Source organism: Fibrobacter sp. (genome assembly GCA_012523595.1).
In the GTDB taxonomy this organism is placed as follows: Bacteria; Fibrobacterota; Chitinivibrionia; order Chitinivibrionales; family Chitinispirillaceae; genus JAAYIG01.
The window spans coordinates 1-19,144 of sequence record JAAYIG010000210.1 but is presented as its reverse complement, the minus strand read 5'-3'; the positions used below and the strand labels follow the sequence as shown (position 1 = coordinate 19,144).

The window sequence follows — 19,144 nt, the reverse complement described above, 5'->3', positions numbered from 1 at the left end:
GGTACCAGTACCGCAGTCCGCCTCCTGCAGAATGCACTTATGCTGAAACTTCGCGCAGGTGCCGGTCCGTTTCGCTCATTTGGAAATATTGCCATCGAACCACGCGCGTATCAGCTTGTTCCATTACTTATGGCACTCAAGCATGCTACTGTGCGTCTTCTGATTGCTGATGATGTTGGTATTGGTAAAACAATTGAAGCAGGACTTATACTAAGGGAACTTTTTGACCGTGGAGAAATACGGTCTGCTTCTGTACTTTGTCCACCTCATCTTTGTGATCAGTGGCGTGATGAACTCTCAGCCAAATTCAATATCGAAGCGGTAATCGTTCGTCCGGGAACCGTTGGCAGCCTGGAACGCGGGCTTCCACACGGTCAGACAATCTTCAGGGAATATCCGTTTACAATTATTTCTCTTGATTATATTAAATCAGATAAACGCCGTGATGAATTCCTGCATGCCTGTCCGGAGTTTGTTATTGTTGATGAAGCACACTCCTGCAGTCGAAGTGGTTCCATCCGCCATCAGCGTTTTACTCTGCTTCGGGACCTTTCCCTAGATCCGGACAGACATATGATTTTTCTCACTGCAACTCCTCATAGTGGCGATGAAAACTCATTTACCAATCTATTATCACTGATTAATCCTGAATTCGCAGAATTAAGGACTGATTCTGAAATTTCAATATCGCGGAGAGAAGAACTCCGTATTAAACTTGGAAACCATTTTGTTCAAAGAAGAAGAGCTGATATTGAAGAATGGCAGGATACCACTCTTTTCCCGGATCGTCAGCGTAAATCACCTGATCCTACCTACAAACTGACCTCTCAATGGAAACAATTCTTTACCAACATTAAAAGATACGCACGCAGTATCATTAATGACAGCATTAACGGAACCGTTTTTCAGCAGAGACTATCATGGTGGGCAGCACTCGCTCTTCTAAGATGTGTATCATCAAGTCCGGCTGCAGCTGTCAGGGCATTGCAAACCCGTCTCGATTCTTTATTACAAAAAAATGATAATTCTGCAACAACTGAAGATATCCAAATCGATTCTATACTCGATGGAACAAGCGATGATGATCTGGTAATATCCGATGTTGAACCAGGTGCAGCACAGAATGAATACCTCGATCAGATCCGTTCTCTTATTGAAACAGCAGAATCGCTTTGTGGAATAAAAAAAGATCCCAAGCTTGCAAGACTTGCAGCTGAAGTTACCGAGCTTGTAAATGATGGTTTTGCCCCTGTTATCTTCTGTCGATATATCGCAACCGCCAATTACCTTAAAAATGAACTGAGCACCATTTTTAAGAATAAAACAGTCGATGTCGTTACTGGTGAACTTGCTCCTGTCGAACGGGAAGAGAAAATCATGAGTCTACGTGGTACAAGACCAATATTGATTGCCACTGACTGTCTTTCCGAAGGCATTAATCTGCAGGATGTATTCGATGCGGTTATCCATTACGATCTCTCCTGGAATCCTACCCGTCACGATCAAAGAGAAGGACGGGTGGACCGGTTCGGGCAAAAAGCAAAAATCGTAAAAACTGTCATGATATACGGTGAAGACAACCCTGTTGATGGAATCGTTCTCGAGAATATTCTTCGTAAAGTCAAACTGATCGAAAAAGAGCTCGGAGTGCCGGTTTCCATGCCAGATGACAGTGAAAAACTGTCACAGGCTATTGTAAGCAGTGTTTTGCTGAAGGGGGAACCTGATGCTGAGGCCATCAGCCTGTTTGGTCCCGAATTCTTTGAAAAACCCTCTACCTACCTGGATTCGCACTGGGAAAGTTTACGCAAGACTGCAAAACGCAATGTGACCCGTTTTGCACAGCGTGCACTTAAACCCGATGATGTAATGCCTGAATGGAATAAGGCAATGAAGGCACTGGGTACCGAAGATGATGTGGAAAACTTCGTTTGTGCAGCTTCCCGTGCATTGTCTACACCGGTTGAGAAAACAGCAAAAGGATTAAGATTGCCTGTCGAACATCTTCCTGCTGCATTGCGTGAACGTGTTGAGAATGGAGGTCTTCCGGATTATTTCGATCTGCACTATCCCCCGCAATCAGGAGCAATTTTTGTGCATCGGACTCATCCGGCTATCACTGCTATTGCCGATTATCTTGCTGAAGTTGCACTTTCACAGAGTGATACATCATTAATTGCCAGGTGTGGGGCTATTTTTACTAATGCAGTCGAGATGCGAACCGCAATCTATCTGCTGAGGCTTCGAAGCCAGTTGGCGCTAAGAAAAGAGCGCAGTGCTGAGGAAAAACTGATGTTAGCAGAAGAAGCTGTAATTATTGCAATCTCTGGTGGTAAAATCCTCACTGATGATGCACTCAAACCTCTTCTTGAAGCTCAACCGGTTCGTGATATGGTTGATAGTCTCAAAGCACGACAGATAAAATGGGCTCTTGATCAAATACAGGAAATGAATTCGTCAATAGAAGCCCTGGCAAAAGCCCGTGCAGAAGAGCTGCTGAAAGACCACCGTCGTGTGCGTGAAGCTGCAAATGCCCGCGGCTCTTATGGAGTAAAACCAGTACTTCCGGCCGATATTATTGGTGCTTTTGTACTGGTTCCGGCTCGTATGGTCGGTGGGGGAGTAAACTGAAAATGGCCAGAAAAGAATCACTTGTCGCTGAATCTGTTCGCATTGAAGGAGGCCTTTTTCCTGGTGCACTGCTCGATGAAATCAGGCAGGGAAAAGCGAAAAAAATGGAAGATTCCGATTACAATATCCCAAAGGGGCTGCGACTCAGGGATGAAATCGGACGAGCTTTCCGCATGGCATTGCCACTATGGCAGGATTTCATGTCAATGAAACATCGCCAGGGAATTAGAGAGATGGATATCGTTGATAACTGGCTTTTTCCACTTCTTTCATCCATTCTTGGATATAAGGATCTGACCAGGGTTCCTGCCATTAAGATCGGAGACAGAGACTTCCCTGTTACACATAACAGCCTCGGTAATACAGTACCAATGGTGCTTGTCGGACCAGAAACAGAACTCGATAAAAGTGAACACCGCTTTGGTTATGACGGTTTGAGAAGATCTGCTACCGGGTTGATTCAGGAGCTGCTCAATGCAGGTGATTCTTATCTTTATGGTATTGTGTCCAATGGCGTAATATTAAGATTGTATCGGGATAATCACAGTTTGACACGTCCTGCATTTGTTGAAATCGATCTTGAACGGATGTTTACCGAAGAGCTTTATGCTGACTTTGCACTTTTTTACCAGTTGCTTCACTCTTCTCGTCTCATGCCACGTGAAGGTGGTGTTTCATCCTGCATAATGGAGCAGTGGCGTGAAGCTGCTCATGAAACGGGTGAACGTGCTGTTGAAAACCTGCGTATAGGAGTAACTGCAGCCCTGGAAATGCTGGCCAACGGATTTCTTGCTCACCCTGATAATACAGTGTTGCGATCATCAATTGAAAACGGCACACTTTCTGTATCTTCTTTTCAACTGCAGCTTTTGAGACTGGTTTACCGGTTGATTTTTCTTTTCACTGCTGAAGATCGTGGACTGCTGCTCGATCCTGAAGGATCAACAGAAGCTCAGGAACTCTATACAAATGGCTACAGCCTCTCCGTTTTGCGCGAAAAAGCCAGAAACCGGGTGCGGTTAGATGATTACAACGATTGCTGGGAACAGCTTCGTATTGTCTTTTCTGCTCTTGCAAATGGTGAACCACGTCTTGCACTTCCTGCACTTGGCGGATTGTTTGAGGCTGATCAGTGTCCCGACCTGAAAAATTCATCAATTGCCAACAAAGCATTACTCGCAGCACTGCGGGAACTTTCCTTTTTCAGACAAGGGAAGATTCTTGCACGAATCAACTATCGGGACATGGACAGTGAAGAGCTTGGAAGTGTATATGAGAGTCTTCTGGAACTGGTTCCGCAGATTGAGTTTAACTCCCGTCCCTGGCATTTTTCGTATGCAATTAATGGTGGTACAGATACAAAGGGTAATGCCCGAAAACTGTCCGGTTCCTATTATACTCCCGACTGTCTTGTAAAAGAGCTTATACGTTCTGCACTGGAACCGGTAATAACCGACACTCTGGTCAGGAATCCGGATAACCCGCGTGATGCACTACTGAAATTGAATATTATCGATCCAGCCTGTGGTTCTGGCCATTTTTTGCTGGCTGCTGCCAGACGAGTGGCTGTTGAGCTTGCCCGTATCGATGCTTTGCCGGACCAGCCAACCGAAAAACATTACAGGCATGCTCTGCGGGAGGTGATTTCGCATTGTATCTATGGTGTTGACTTAAATCCGATGGCGATAGAACTCTGCCGTACAGCTCTCTGGCTCGAAGCTCTTGAACCTGGTAAACCATTATCCTTTCTTGATGCACATATCCGCAACGGTAACGCACTGGTGGGAGTACTTTATCCGGATACTGTTGATTCGGGTATACCGGATGAAGCTTATAATGCATTGACCGGTGATGATAAGGCTGTAGCCTCCGCACTAAAGAAAAGAAATAAGAAGTTCCGGGAACAGCTTCAGAGCAAAGATGAAAAGGTTATTGAGCAGGATATGTTTGCAGAACCGGAAAAAGAAGTCATATCTGTGATTGATCTTTCCTCTATGCCTGAAGATACCCTTGCAGACATTGAAGCCAAGCGGAAAAAATACCGGGAATTTCTTAACAGTGCACAAAGACAGCAACTGCGGTTAAAGGCAGATGTTTATACAGCGGCATTCTTTGTGCCAAAGACTCCGGAGTACAGAGATCAAATACCAACTTCTGAGGATATATTACGGTTAAGAGGAAAGCTGATGCCACGATCGGGAGTCGCAGATCTGGCAAGAACCATAGCAGAAAGAAACCGCTTTTTCCACTGGAGAATAGAATTCCCTGATGTATTTGAAAAGGGAGGGTTTGATTGTGTGCTGGGGAATCCTCCATGGGAAAGGATAAAGCTGCAGGAGGAGGAGTTTTTTGCATCCCGAAGTCCTGCTATCGCTAATGCGATTAATAAAGCTGCCCGGGAAAAACTTATTAACAGACTGAAAGATGCAAATAAAGGAACAGCCGAAGCTGCTCTTTACAGTGAATTTGTTTTTGCAAAAAGAAGTGCTGAGGCCTCCAGTTTATTTGCACATATCGGTAAAGATGAAGGCGGACGATTTCACCTTACCGGTGTGGGTGATGTTAACCTTTATGCTCTTTTTGCAGAACTGGTATCCCAGATTATTGGAATTAGCGGGCGATCCGGAGTAATTGTTCCTTCAGGAATAGCGACTGATGATTCTACAAAGAACTTTTTTGCTGATATTTCACTAAATGGCAAATTAGTTTCCCTAATTGACTTTGAAAATCGAGAAGCACTTTTCAAAGGTGTTCATCGGAGTTATAAATTTTGCTGTCTGACTCTTGGAAAAAGCGCTGCAGCGAAATTCTCTTTCTTCTTAACCAACACCAACCAATTACAGGATAACAGAAGACAGTTCACACTAACACCTGAAGAAGTAGTTCTTCTTAATCCCAATACAAGAACATGTCCTGTATTCCGGTCGCAGTATGATGCTGAGCTGACAAAGAAAATTTACCGCGCAGCTCCGGTATTGATTGATGAGAATAAGGGAGCAGATGGTAATCCATGGGGTATCACATTCGCCAGATTATTTGATATGTCAAATGACAGTCATCTATTCAAAACCCATGAGGAACTTGCAAATAAAGGTGGAACACTTGAAGGAGCAGTATTTTATGTAGCAGGCGAAAAATTCCTTCCGCTTTACGAGGCCAAGATGGTTCATCAATATGATCATCGCTGGGCAACTTATGAAAGTAACAGTAAAGATATTAGAGATTTGACAATAGAAGAAAAAGCTGATCCTGAAACTGCAGTGCTCCCACGCTATTGGGTGGCAAAATCTCATGTTGATGAAGCTTTGAAGCTGAAGGCGTGGAAACATAAGTGGTTAATGGGTTTTAGAGATGTCACTAATGCAACAAATGAGAGAACTGTAATTTCCGGTTTTATTCCAATTTCAGCAGTTGGTCATACTATGCCCTGCATTTTGCCGATGGTAGAAATTTCAAATACCATTATGTTTACAGCTAATTTAAACACATTAGTTTATGACTATATAGCAAGACAAAAGATTGGTGGTATTCATCTTACATATGGGTATTTTAAACAATTCCCAACATTAGAACCAAGACGTTATTCAAAAATTGATAGAGAATTTATCACTCCCCGAGTTCTGGAACTTTCCTACACCGCTCATGATCTTGCTCCCTTTGCACACGATCTTGGTTACGATGGACCACCATTCCCTTTCGACCCGGACCGTCGCGCAATCATTCGTGCAGAACTTGATGCCTGTTACGCAAGACTTTATGGCCTGACCCGCGATGAGCTTCGCTATATACTCGACCCTGCAGATCTTCTGGGATCTGACTATCCTTCAGAGACCTTCCGGGTACTCAAGGAGAAGGAGATCAGGGAGTTTGGAGAGTACCGCACACAGCGGCTGGTACTGGATGCATGGGACAGGATGGAGAGAGGAGAGAAGATGCTGTCGGAAATTGATGGAGTAATGAAGAGTGCCAATGGATAATTGAATGGCGTTGAGAATGTTTTGCAGAATTTAGAATACAAATGGAAGTGAAGAATGAGAAATTCTTGTGAGTGGAGAAGATCAGTATGATAAGACATGCAATTGTTCCTATTTCGCAGATAATTCAAATAGTTAAAGATTTTGAGCAGCAAAATGAAATCAGGCCAACCGACCGATCATTTTTCGGAGTAAGGTCATTTATAAATGATTTACGGGCTGATCTGTGGTGCTATGCTGATTTTCCATATGTTGACAAAGTGTATCGTGATAGCTACTATTTCTACTTTGCATCAAAACTGGATAATTTTTCTCGGGATTGTTTGCGAATAGGTTTTTTTTCATCTGAAATCAAAGATGAAGATTTTAGAACAAAAGCAGGAAACCTTATCTTGCAGGAGAAGTTTCTTGGATATACGATACTTCGGCCGCTCCGCAAAGGAAACCCGGGGAGAACAATGCTTTCCCCGAAAGCGTTTAAAAACCATAAATTCCTTTGTGAATTGGTCTGTGTCGATACTTCCATTGGTGGAGTTAAATTAAAAACTTTTGCCTTTCCCTGGACCAGCCAGGATACTGAATCAATGACTTGTGCAGAATCATCCATATGGAGTTTAATGGAATACTATGGAAATAAATACCCGGAAAGAACACCTGTGCTGCCATCAGATATACATAAAGCATTTGAACGACCGACTAGGGTTATACCATCTGAAGGGCTTACTCTTGCAGAAATAGCTACTGCTTTAAGTCGTTTTGGCTTTGGAACTTGCTTGTATAATCATGATACAATTGACTTTGAATCGTTATTACGTTACTATATTGAATCAGGAATACCTGTAATTCTTGGTCTTGAAGGAATTAACGGTGGACATGCCGTGGTTGCAATAGGGCACGAGGAAATGGAATTATCTGCTATTGAGAACATATTAAATACACATTTAATGGGTACTGTTTCAGTAGACAATCTACAAATCTTTGATACATCAAACATTCCTCGTTGTTTAGTACAAATTGATGATAATCATCCACCTTACCGTTTAGCTGAATTTAATCATCCTTGCAGCTATTATGTTGATTCATCTTTTTCAGACATGCAGATAAAGCACTTCGTTGTACCTCTTCACAAAAGAATTTATCTTGAAGCAGGAAAAGCGAAACTAATGTTTAAGCATATTTTAAATTCATCAGATTTTGGCTGGAAATGTCGCTCTAAACAGAAATGCAATCATGTTATTCAAAGAGCATTTTTAACGACAGGGAATTCTTATAAACACTATGCTCTCAGTTCTGATATGGATGAAGATCTGAAAACCATTATTCAAGCTATGGACATGCCGCGTTTTATATGGGTTGCAGAATTAAGTATAATGGATATATATTTGCAAGGCCGTGGTTTAGGTTTGATTATTTTGGATGCCACTGGTTCTGAGGAAATGAATTCTGCAAAAATGATTTTTTATCCGGGCTTTTTAAAGGCAGTGAACCTTCCTGACGACATTGAAGCGAATTTTGGTTCTTTTGCTACATATAGAAACAATTTGAAAGGGGACTGGTCTCAATGGACTTGTTAATCGATCCTATTGAAGAGCTCCTGAAACGATATCGGTCGGAAGATAAAATAATCGAAATTGATCAGGAAGCCCGCGACAGGGAAATAAAAGCAATAAACGATGAATTGGCTGAATTTGGACTGAAACAACGTGCTTATTTCAACAAAAGCGTAGAATCAGCTCGCAAGGCTTATCTGACATTCTGAAAAATATCCATTATCTTTTTATAAAAGGCTGAGGCAGTATCCTGTTTCAGCCTTTTTTCATTTAGGAACTGAATTGAACTTTTAAGTCGAAAATGCGTGGATAACTGAATAATAAATAGTTAAATTATCCTTAAATTAAGAACTCAATAAAGTACACTACACACAAATTGATACAAATTAACACTAATTAATCCTCTTTCATACGCAATTGGGAGATTCAATGAGCCGCTACCATCCCGAAAATTTATTAGAACCAACATTTCAGGCCGTTGAAACCTGGAAAAAAGCAGCCTTCGGACCACAAAAATCGCTCTTTTTACCCGATACTCCAGTCTGGAAACCAGAATTTGTCTCAGAATTGATTGAATGCATTATAGAAAACCCGGATGAATCGGCTGAAAAATTCTGGGTTAAGCTGGATAGGCAGCTTTCTACTGCATCAATGCAGGCAAAGGTGCTTCTTGCTGAAATACTCTGGCTCATGTTTATCTTTCCACATAACAACATGAAACCGGAGACCAAGCGGGAAAGAATAAAAACCGTATTGAAATGGGCAGGCTTTACCAATAAATTTCCGGAACAGTTTCTTTCCGATGAACTGCTCCATGGTATCGGGGGAGCCGGGTATTTTTTTAACAATCTCTGGAGAGAACTGACATTTGCATTGACCCTTTTTCAGTTACTGCTCCAGAAGAATCCCGAATATCTCAATAAAATTCTTAACGATCCCTGGGAGTGGGGTGAATGGCTGGTTGAAATTCCAGATCACGGAAACCGTCAGTTCTACCACATGCTCAGTTATCTTCTGTTCCCAGATGAATATGAGTCGATCTGCTCTTATTCTGAAAAGAAAAAAATTCTGATCGCATTTGGTGCTGCTGATCAATCTTCTTTTAAAACCATGAAACCGGTTGCAGTTGACCAGCAGCTTTTTGAACTTCGAAAACGCCTTGTCTCAGAATATAAAACCGACAAATTATCTTTTTATGAAGAGCCCCTGGTAAGTATATGGAGGAAAAGAGCACCAGAAATTGATTTAGAAAATCAGGTCTTAAATGCTTTAAATAATGATGAAGTCACCGGCAACTTTATCAGGGAAGAAACAATGACATCTGAGATAGCAGACAGTAATCTGTTGATGCCAACCTGTATCATTTTCTATGGCCCACCCGGAACCGGTAAAACCTACATAACACGCAGGAAAGCGGTTCAAATTGCTAATCCACAATTTGAATACGATAACGGGCTTGCTGGTTTGAAAAATTTATCAAAAGAGCAGCATGATCTCATAACAGATGAATATGAAAGACTTAGAGATGCTGGTCAGATAGCATTTGCAACTTTTCACCAATCATTTTCTTACGAAGATTTTATTGAGGGAATAAAAGCTTCAACCGAAAATGGAAATGTAGCCTACGATATAGAACCTGGTATTTTCCTTAAAATTGCATCTGATGCAGAAACAAACTGGCGCAAATCAATGCTTGATAAGGGTGATTTTGAATATGTATGGGAAAACCTTGTCTCTGCTCTTGTCGAAGAAGATAATGCTGTTACGGTAAAAACCAGCAGAGGTGAATTCAGGATATATGATGTCAATCATCAGACAATTCGTTTTGAAAAGCAAAATGGATCTCGCAAACACACACTGAGTATAAATTTGCTTAGAGATTACTACTATAACCCTGAAAAACTTGAATCACTGGGTGGACTCAAAACTTACTACACAGCTCTTGTCAACCGATTAAAAGCTGATTCCAGATCTGTAAAAAGATCAATTAATAAGATCAAAAACTATGTATTGATTATAGATGAGATCAATCGCGGCAACATATCAAAAATCTTTGGCGAACTGATTACACTCCTTGAACCAGACAAGCGTCTGGGTGCCAAAAATGAGATTATCCTGACACTTCCCTATTCAAAAGAGACGTTTGGTGTACCTGCAAATCTTCACATAATCGGCACAATGAATACAGCAGACCGCTCCATAGCCCTGATGGATACTGCACTGCGGCGTCGCTTTACCTTCGAGGAAATGATGCCTGATCCTCAACACTGTCCATCAGATATCGAAGGAATTGACTGCCAGAGAATCCTTCAGAAAATCAACGAAAGAATCGAATACCTTTACGACAGAGATCATACGATCGGACATGCCTATTTCATAGATATCGATTCTATGGATGAGCTTAATACTGTTATGCGCAATAAAATCATTCCGCTTCTTCAGGAATACTTTTATAATGATTGGGAAAAAATTCAAATCGTTTTAGGTGACCATTACCAGCAGCTTGGAAAAAATCAGGATGAAAATAGTTTTGATGGTGAAATGAACAGGATCCGTTTTATACAGAGCTGTACAATCGAAGAAAAATCAGTACTGGGCTTTAATCATGAAGATATTGAAGACAAACGGGTACATTACCGTGTTAACAGGCATTTCTCAAAGGAATCGTATTTAAAGATTTACCAGTCAGAAAATGAAAGCCAAGATTCAGAAAAAGAGTAACACTAATGTATTTCCGCAGACATTTCACCATTGTTGAGCATCAATCGTTATATTCTGTAAAAGGTAGCAAACCGATTTATAATGATGGTCATTTAGGGCTCCCTGAAAAGACTTTCTCTGAGTTGGAGCAGTTTATTCTTCAGAATCCAGATGATGCTGCACTTTTTCTTGAACCATCTTACCTGAAACCTTTCGGTAAAACGTTGAAAGCCAGACAGTTTGTTGGGGTAATTGAAACAAGAAGTGGAATTGTAATTGAAATTTTACCTAAAATCGCTAAAAACATCAGTCATGAAGAAACCCGACAGATTTTCATAAAGATGCTCAGGCATCTTCGTAATTCTCCTTTTAAAAATTTCGGTATGGCTCATCTTAAAACCGAAAAACTGCATCTTCTGGAAATCTTTATCTTCATGTTTTGTGAGGAGTTAACAGCTCTTATTCAAAAAGGGATCCGCTCCAATTATATAACAAAAGAGGAAAACGCCACATTTCTAAAGGGGAAACTTAAATTAGCAGAACACATCCGCAGGAATCTGGCAGATAAATCCCATTTCTTTATCCAACATGATGAGTATCTTCAGAACCGAATCGAAAACCGCATTATCCGCACCGCAATCGAGTTCCTTTACAGAAAAAGCAGTGATACTGCCAACAAAAAAAGATTGTTAGAGTTTCTCTTTGTATTTAATGACATTGAGGCGGTTTCAGACCCTGAATATGCATTCAAATTGGTAAAAATTGATCGTCAGATTAAAGATTACCAGCTGATTTTACAGTGGTGTTCTTTTTTCCTGAACAATGAAAGCTTTACCACCTTTAGAGGCAGTAATATTGCATTCGCATTGCTTTTCGATATGAACCGGGTTTTTGAAAATTATGTGGCACATTGCTTAAAAAGAGATTTTCCAGGTCTGGATATTGAAGCACAGGTAAAAAAAGAACACCTTATAGAATACCCTGAAAGGAAGTTTCTGCTTATGCCAGATCTGAAAATCGGTGCTTCCATCATTGCTGATACCAAATGGAAAATGCTGGATTCTTCAAAACCGCATTATGGAATCAGCCAATCAGATATTTACCAGATGTATGCTTATGGAAAGAAATACCCGGATACCAGAGAAATACACCTCATCTACCCTCAGGTAGAAACCTTCCCCAATCTGCAAAACAGAGAATTACATTTTGAAAAAGATAAACTGAAGTTAACAATTTTCCCTTTTAGTTGTAAGGAGGGGAGAATTGAAGGGTATGGCAGAGTATTGGAAAGAGTATTTAATGTGAGTTGTTCAGGAACTTCAAATAAGGAACGAACCAATACTCAAGAATATATTGAGGGACTTAATATGACAGAAGAAGGATCTAAAGAGCAGGAAGAATTTTTTCTGTCCTGATTTGCATTTAATTCAACTACGTGTCTGGGGAGACAATGAATTCAGATACAAGACACTCCAGGGCAACCGGTTTTCGCAATTGCCCTGATACCTGGTGCATAAGTAAATATTAAGATCCCCATCAAACCTGTCAAAAAGCAACTAATTTATTGATTCTTGGAACCAAATTTAACCACTTTCAGCTCATCACCAAATGAATTAAAAGTGGCTGTTGCATCCTCAAAGTAGAGTACCTCGGTGTTATCATCTTCCGCAGAATACATCTTTTGCAGGCTTGGATAATTGTCGAGCATATGCTTTTTTGCTTCAACCCTGTCATCCCTTACAAGCTTACCGGATACTCTGAGCCATTTCCCATCACAGAACGCACAAAGCTCTACGTTGGGATTAGCCTGAATCTGCTTAGATACAGCTTTGACCTTGCCAGTCTGGATATAGAGTTTTCCTTCAAAAAGCTCCACAGTACCAAACGGCCTTACCCTTGGCTGGTCTCCCTCTACAGTGGCCAGATAATATGTCTGGCATTTCTTTAAAAAATCATAAACCTCCTGAATTGTGCTCTGGCCTGGTTGTTTTGAAGTGGTGAAAGTAGCAGATGTATTTGAATCGGTTTTGGAAGTTTTATTATTGTTAGAACATCCCAAAAGCAATGAACAACATAATGCAAGAGAAATTAAGGTAACTGTTCTTTTCATAAATTCACCTCGTAATGAATTTGAAACTACGGTCTTCCCGGCTTCGCCATCCCAGCAAAGATAATTTTCTAACCGGGATCTTTTTGAGAGATAAAATTAATTATGTATTGCCAGATATACAAAGATCATCTGTTTTGGGCCAGATAATAAAAATCTTAAAAGTTCACTGCATCGAAGAGTAATACTACCGTGAATTCTGATTAAAAACCTGAATTCATCAAACTATGGTTTTAATGAGTAATGATTTATTGTCGTGGCAGAAATGAGTAGCTTTTATTTACAGAAACATTGAATTTGTTTTGAAAAATGATATAACATGATAATAACTGCATTTTATCTACACCTTAAAAAAGAACATTGGCTTATGATTTTTCTGTCATTTCTGCTCATTTCTTCCATTTTCTTAATATCGGCTCACTTTGCAGGTAATGTGGGTACTTTTATTAATTTAGACAGCCTGATTATCGTTCTTCTGGGAATAGTCATTTCTTCTGTCCCTTTGAGTTGGGGTAAGGTACCATCTTTGAAAAAAGGTTTGATTCAGATATTTTCGTTTTCGATCCCAGAGGATAAAGATACCGAAGTAAAAAACATATTTACTGGTCTATCAATAAGCACTGCTGCAGTTGGTTTTTGCTCATCTTGTCAGGGGATTCTGTCAGTTATATTAATTGATAATAACACTCCGATTCTTCATGTTTTATCTTTTGCCTCTTTTACAACAATTTATGCATTGATTATAAGTACCTTCTTATTTTTGCCAGTAGTTTTCCGTAACCGGTAACCAATTTTAAAAACGTAATCTATCTATGATAACTGTTAAACCAAGTTTTATTTGATTATAATTTGAGCTTTGTTTTCCCCGTTATTGTGTCCTGAACTTTCCCGTTATGTAGAGAAGTATGTAATGGTTTCTATTCCCCAGCTCTTATTCACCCAACGGCAAAGCAGCAGCATAAGAATTTTGTCCTTTTTTTACAATTTTTCTTATCTATAATACCCTATTTTAATACTGCAATCATCGAATTACTTATCCGGTATTTTTTTAAAGGAGACAATGGTAATGAATTATCCCGAAGGACTTATCCAGAAAAGTAAAGAATTCATTAAAAGGTTGTGTGTTTCAACATGAGGTTTCTTTTGAAATTTCGTCGCATAATTTGCAGATACGATCAAACGGTATGAACTCCTGCTCCAGTCGTATCCGTTCGGCTAACCCATACTAAGCTGATTCACTGTTTTTCCAGTTAGTTGGAATCAGGCCTGAGATTTTGTTTGCAGGATAAGATGCCACCTTCGGCAAAATATCATTAAAATACTCATCGGGGTTGATCCCGTTAAGTTTACATGCCGTAACAAGGGAGTATATTATTGCCATTCTCTTTGCCCCCTCAGGTGAACCGGCAAAAAGCCAGTTCTTTCTACCCAATGCAACCGGGCGGATACTGTTCTCCACAAGATTGTTGTCCAGCGGCAATCTGCCATCATCAAGAAATCGTGTCAGTTGTTCCCAGTGCTTAAGCGTATAGCCGATGGCTGAAGAAACTTTATTTCCCGGCAGAATGATCTTCCCAGGATTACTGAGCAGTAAATGGATTTTGGAAAGAATAGCATAGCTCTTATCATTTCGCAATGCCTTGCGTTGCCCATAATCCAGGTTCAGACTATCAGCTTCTCTTTCAACTTCGTAGAGTTCTTTTATGAGTGATAGCACTTTCGATATAAGATCGGGTTCCAGATCCTTTACCTCAAAAAACTTTCTCCTGGCATGTGCCCAGCACATCAGGTGCTTCAAATCGTTTTCTTTAATTACCTGACCATAACCGGCATAGCCATCTGAAAGAAGGTATCTTTTAGTAAATCCGCTCAGGAAATCACTGGGACCCATGAACCGCGCTTTTTGTTTATAAAGCAACCGCTGACTGTTTGTCAAAACGGAATAATATCACCAGCTAACCTGTTTTAATAAACAGGCTGTCTGTTATTCCGGTTGTGTAAAAGGAACCCCGGCGCGGTCACAGGAATAGAAGACATTGTATTCCGGGTCGACCTTGAGGCCTTTCCTTTCTACCCAGTTGGCCGCTGCGCAGGAAGGACGGCAGCAGTCCTCCATAGTAGTTGTCTCGTACATTTTGCCATTGGAGCCCTTCTTCCAGAAGGAAGGGTCGTTTGCGGCCTGCTCAGGGGTGATCAGCCCATCCACCTTGGGAAGTCCCTGATTCTGCAGCCTGCAGCCGGTAACACGGGTGAGACCTTCGGGGCATTCAACCTTACGCACGTAAACTGACCAGTTAGCATGATGCAGAGATTCGACCTGATTAGCCTTGATACAGGAGTTTCTCGCGTATTCGGTAATATACGGGTCGGCATGGGTAATCTCGTTACATGTTTCCCTTACTTTATCCTGACACGCTTCTGACCCCAGGCTCGCTTCGGTGACCCATTGATACTGGTTTTTGCACTCGCTCCAGTGGGTGATCGGTTTCACACCGCCGGAGTAACCACCCTCCTCGGGATAGGATTCATAGAGATATTGCCCGGAGGTGGAGGTCGCTGGAAGCCCCGGGCCGCATCCGTTGTGAGCACCGAAACCGCCGCCGCCCATGTAAATGTCAAATGTGTTTTGCGTAGCCGCGGTATTGAAACTCTGAGCGATAATCGGTTTGGGGATGGGCACAGCGGATGCCGGATTGCTGACATCGTCGGGATTTTTTTGAACCTGCCGATCGTTATCGGGGCTGGGCCAGGCGTAGATAATCTGGTAGCACTGACAGCAGGTACTCTCATCATTTCCATCAATGAATCCTTTGTCCACATCGTGGCCCACAACGGCATAGAGATACTCTTCGTTGCCGTCATCGATCGCGGCCTGAATCATCTCCGGGCTGTGAAGCATGAATCTCGGACAGATAAACGCGACATCGGCACCTGGCTTCGACGTCTCATTCTCAAGACAAGCATTGATAGTGTAGCAGACACCGCCGCATGCAGAGTTGGCATTACCCGGGATACAGTCTGGGACATAGTCCCAGGCGTGACAATAACTCGGTGGCGGCAGACGATAAGAGACTCCTTCCTTTTTCAGAACGATATGATGAGGTCCGGATGAATAGGATTCGATGGCTAAAGCAGCATCCTGATAACCGCCTTTTGTGACTTTGATGGTGTCGATCACGTCACTTGTCCTGGCAAGGGGCAGGAGAGTTTTATTATCCTCCTTAGAGACTACCGGCCCGATACGACCGGCCATACCTGCCATAACCGGCAATTTAAAAAATGTCACAGTGCCACCGATTTCGGTCTTTATCAAAGCTATTTTTGGCGCCAGAGACTGCTTTATCGGGTTTATGGTATGATGTCCGGACGGGAGCATTTTGTCAACCACACGATCAATGAGGGTTCCGTCAAGCTGGTAAAGGCTGACCTTCACATGAAGCCGGGGTTTGTGAATAGTAACTTCCAACAATCCTTTCCTGAAAGCAGCCGAAAAAGAACTGTTTATAACCCGGTGCATTCTAATGGATGATGACATATCAAATTGCCAGTTCCCTTCGGTGTCAGTAGTTGTGGTTTTATCGGCTATGACCAGTTGCACTGTCGCCCCCTCGATACCTGCCCCGGTCTGGTCTTTAACCGTACCTGAAAGGATCTGAGAGGAAATTGGCTGGTTGAACAGGAAAATTACAATTAAAAAAAGGCAGCTAAAACGCGACTTCATTTGCATTTGGCACCTCGAAAAGTGTGTAACAGCCGAAGCTTGTTTTTATTTTAATAATCATATCCACATTTTAAAACTAAATTATAACCAGGATAGTAACACTATTCAATATAACCTGATTCTATGAGAATAGTAGTTTAATCGTTAAAGTATCGGATTACCGTATCAAACCACATATTCCAATTCAGTTGGAGAAAACTTCCGCTAAGATTTAGGAAACATTGTCGATATTTGCAACCTTTGCAACTCCAGTATGATTCCTGCATTGAGAAGAAAATCCATCCCCAATATTCCATTTATCTCAAATCCATAATCTATTGCGCCAATCTCAACAGTAAAATCAGAAAGGATAGTTTCATCAATACTCAGATTTTGAAGTTTTCGTTTAAACACAACTTCTGTGCCGCCAATGCCTCTAATTGTCTGCAACGAATCATTTGGCTCCGGATTAATACCGATTTTTGACAGTTCATCAATGGCTCGGATATCCTTTCCTGATTTCATTCCACCTCATAATACCTCCAGATTATTGGAGTAATATACGCATCAAGAGCCAGGAAAACAACATGTTTAAATCCTGTCTTCATATGAGCAATTCAACTGATGACTCAAAAAAATTCACTAAAACATCTCAGCAATTCTTGCAGATTCTTTTTGCATAAGAGCATGGTAATTATGAAACATTTTCGTGATAATGACACCTGATAGAACTTCTGCTCCGGAATCGGCTGCCATTTTACTCATGAATGCGATTGTCTGCTTTCCACCCATAAACGCAAATGGGAAGCCCATGGTAATAAATGGCAGGAATTTCTTGCCGCTGATCCCGCTTATCTTTTTCAGGCAGGTAATTATCACAGGTGTTGCCCTGAATCCCCATACCGGGCCGCCCATGAGCACAGCATCATATTTACTGCAATCTGGAACATTGGATATTTTTGCATCTTCGGTACGGAGTTTAGGAGAACCCTCAACCTGAAGCTCGATAATATCCACTGTATGCTGCCGGTCGCGAAGATTCTTTGCGATAAGCTCTGCGAAGGTGCGTGTTGTGCCGGTTTGGGTATGGATAACTATTGCGATGTTCATTGTTTTCTCCGTTTCTTTATTGTTAATAGGTAGTTTTCATTGTGCTTTTGCCGAAGCAAGTGCTCTTTCACAAGCGATAAGGATACATTTGCTGCTCCCGGTTGCCCCGGTTGTTGCATCAACCTGCAGTGATTGGGCTTTCAATACGCGGTCGATCACCTGCCGCCCCTCATAACCCTTGCCACAATCCTGGCTGTTAATTCTGATTTCGGTGATCTGGTGATCATTGACTACTGCATCGAGGTCGACTCCAACCAGAAAATGGCTGCATTTTCCATTATAGGCACCATCGGGAATTGCCTGCACGTCGATATCTTTCAGGTTATATTCCGTAAGGAACTTTTCCATTTGTTTGTATTTGCCGTAAAAAACAAATCCTCCTGCTGCTGCAGCGACTGCAATGCAGACAAGGACAATTACCCATTTTTTCACAGGATCCTCCTTTGGAAAGTTTATTTGAGAAGATAAATAAAAGCAATGGAGTCATAAAATGCCGCCTCCATGGAGGGAAACCCAGGAATCGGGTTATAAAGTATGTGACATTGGAATTTGACTTCTCCCAGCCCGATTCATCGGGCTTTCTTTGAATGGCTGTGGCATTTATGCCACTGTCCCAATGCATCGAAGATGCATATTAAATCCCCAAATGAATCGTAATCCTAAAAGGATAACAGTTACAGGGAGGTGATTAACTATGAATCTCAATTCACTTCAGGAGCTCTTCATTGATAAGCTCCAGGACATCTATACCGCTGAGAGGAAGACAGAGGATCTGCTTCCCAGATTTGCGGAAAAATGCAGTTCCGATGAGGTAAGGAAAGCGTTCTCAGAGCATCTTGAACAATCCAGAAATCAGGTGACAAGACTGGAACAGGTGTTTTCGAAACTGGACATGAAACCCCAGATAAGAGAGAACCCGGTTATTGATTCTCTTATCGAGGAATCAAGAGAGTATCTTGACTCCGAAGGTGACGCAAAAGTCAAGGATGCTGCGCTGATAGCGGCCGAACAGGAGATAGAGCACTACGAAATCAGTGCTTACGGCACAGCACGCTCCTTTGCGCGGGCACTGGGAATGGATGATGTTGCGGGGATACTCCAGGAAACCTTGAACGAGGAGGAATTCACCGACTCAAGGCTCTCAAAGATCGCTGAAAAAGGAGACGGCGGACCTGCAATCAACCAGGAGGCAGCACATAGGTAGCATCTATGTCGGCGGCATAAATGCCGCCTCCATGGAGAAAAACCCCGGAAAACCGGGGTTTCTCCCAGCCCGATTCCTGTGGCATTTATGCCACAGCTACACATATAATCAATTTTCCCCCAAAACATCACGGAACAACCGCTTAAACTCATTTTTAGGCAGTGCCCC

General features: G+C 41.8%; 15 protein-coding genes. 9 read left to right on the top strand and 6 right to left on the bottom strand.

Annotated elements, in window-relative coordinates; all coding sequences use genetic code 11:
* The first annotated feature begins 39 nt into the window (after window positions 1–39).
* The 6 genes from GX089_14585 (at window position 40) to GX089_14560 (ending at window position 12,270) form a co-directional block, all read left to right on the top strand.
* Window positions 40–2,631 (top strand): DEAD/DEAH box helicase, encoded by a 2,592-nt coding sequence (locus GX089_14585; protein NLP03718.1) that lies wholly within the window; start codon window positions 40–42, stop codon window positions 2,629–2,631.
* A gap of 2 nt (window positions 2,632–2,633) precedes the next feature.
* Window positions 2,634–6,608, top strand: coding sequence for an N-6 DNA methylase (locus tag GX089_14580; protein ID NLP03717.1), 3,975 nt, complete (start codon window positions 2,634–2,636; stop codon window positions 6,606–6,608).
* 86 nt (window positions 6,609–6,694) lie between these two features.
* Window positions 6,695–8,179, top strand: coding sequence for a hypothetical protein (locus tag GX089_14575; protein ID NLP03716.1), 1,485 nt, complete (start codon window positions 6,695–6,697; stop codon window positions 8,177–8,179).
* On the top strand, window positions 8,167–8,364 hold the full coding sequence (locus GX089_14570) for a hypothetical protein (GenBank protein ID NLP03715.1): 198 nt from the start codon (window positions 8,167–8,169) through the stop codon (window positions 8,362–8,364). The genes GX089_14575 and GX089_14570 overlap by 13 nt, the downstream gene beginning before the upstream one ends.
* 790 nt (window positions 8,365–9,154) lie before the next feature.
* A complete protein-coding gene (locus GX089_14565; GenBank protein ID NLP03714.1) occupies window positions 9,155–10,876 on the top strand; it encodes an AAA domain-containing protein in 1,722 nt (573 codons plus the stop codon).
* Window positions 10,877–10,881: 5 nt separating this feature from the next.
* Window positions 10,882–12,270, top strand: coding sequence for an McrC family protein (locus GX089_14560; protein NLP03713.1), 1,389 nt, complete (start codon window positions 10,882–10,884; stop codon window positions 12,268–12,270).
* A 146-nt stretch (window positions 12,271–12,416) separates the two neighbouring features.
* Here the strand turns inward: GX089_14560 and GX089_14555 are convergent, their stop codons facing one another.
* Entirely contained in the window at window positions 12,417–12,824 is a 408-nt protein-coding gene (locus GX089_14555; protein NLP03712.1) for a NimC/NimA family protein, read from the bottom strand.
* Window positions 12,825–13,281: 457 nt separating this feature from the next.
* Between GX089_14555 and GX089_14550 the strand changes: the two genes are divergently transcribed.
* Window positions 13,282–13,749 carry a hypothetical protein gene (locus GX089_14550; GenBank protein NLP03711.1) on the top strand — a complete coding sequence of 156 codons (468 nt, stop codon included), beginning with the start codon at window positions 13,282–13,284 and terminating at the stop codon, window positions 13,747–13,749.
* 438 nt (window positions 13,750–14,187) lie between these two features.
* Here GX089_14550 and GX089_14545 read toward each other — a convergent pair whose 3' ends face one another.
* The 5 genes from GX089_14545 to GX089_14525 form a co-directional block, all read right to left on the bottom strand.
* On the bottom strand, window positions 14,188–14,853 hold the full coding sequence (locus GX089_14545) for an IS66 family transposase (GenBank protein ID NLP03710.1): 666 nt from the start codon (window positions 14,851–14,853) through the stop codon (window positions 14,188–14,190).
* Between the two features lie 93 nt (window positions 14,854–14,946).
* Window positions 14,947–16,683: a carboxypeptidase regulatory-like domain-containing protein gene (locus GX089_14540; protein NLP03709.1), complete on the bottom strand. Its 1,737-nt coding sequence runs from the start codon at window positions 16,681–16,683 to the stop codon at window positions 14,947–14,949.
* Between the two features lie 204 nt (window positions 16,684–16,887).
* Entirely contained in the window at window positions 16,888–17,187 is a 300-nt protein-coding gene (locus tag GX089_14535; GenBank protein ID NLP03708.1) for a hypothetical protein, read from the bottom strand.
* Between the two features lie 117 nt (window positions 17,188–17,304).
* Window positions 17,305–17,772 (bottom strand): hypothetical protein, encoded by a 468-nt coding sequence (locus GX089_14530; GenBank protein NLP03707.1) that lies wholly within the window; start codon window positions 17,770–17,772, stop codon window positions 17,305–17,307.
* A gap of 36 nt (window positions 17,773–17,808) precedes the next feature.
* The gene (locus GX089_14525; protein NLP03706.1) at window positions 17,809–18,204 is read right to left on the bottom strand and encodes an FMN-binding protein; all 396 of its coding nucleotides are present in this window, start codon (window positions 18,202–18,204) and stop codon (window positions 17,809–17,811) included.
* Window positions 18,205–18,215: 11 nt separating this feature from the next.
* On the opposite strand from GX089_14525, the gene GX089_14520 reads away from it, so the two are divergent.
* Entirely contained in the window at window positions 18,216–18,359 is a 144-nt protein-coding gene (locus tag GX089_14520) for a hypothetical protein (protein ID NLP03705.1), read from the top strand.
* A 107-nt stretch (window positions 18,360–18,466) separates the two neighbouring features.
* Complete coding sequence (locus GX089_14515; GenBank protein NLP03704.1) at window positions 18,467–18,976, top strand: ferritin-like domain-containing protein; 510 nt, start codon at window positions 18,467–18,469, stop codon at window positions 18,974–18,976.
* Window positions 18,977–19,144: the final 168 nt, after the last annotated feature.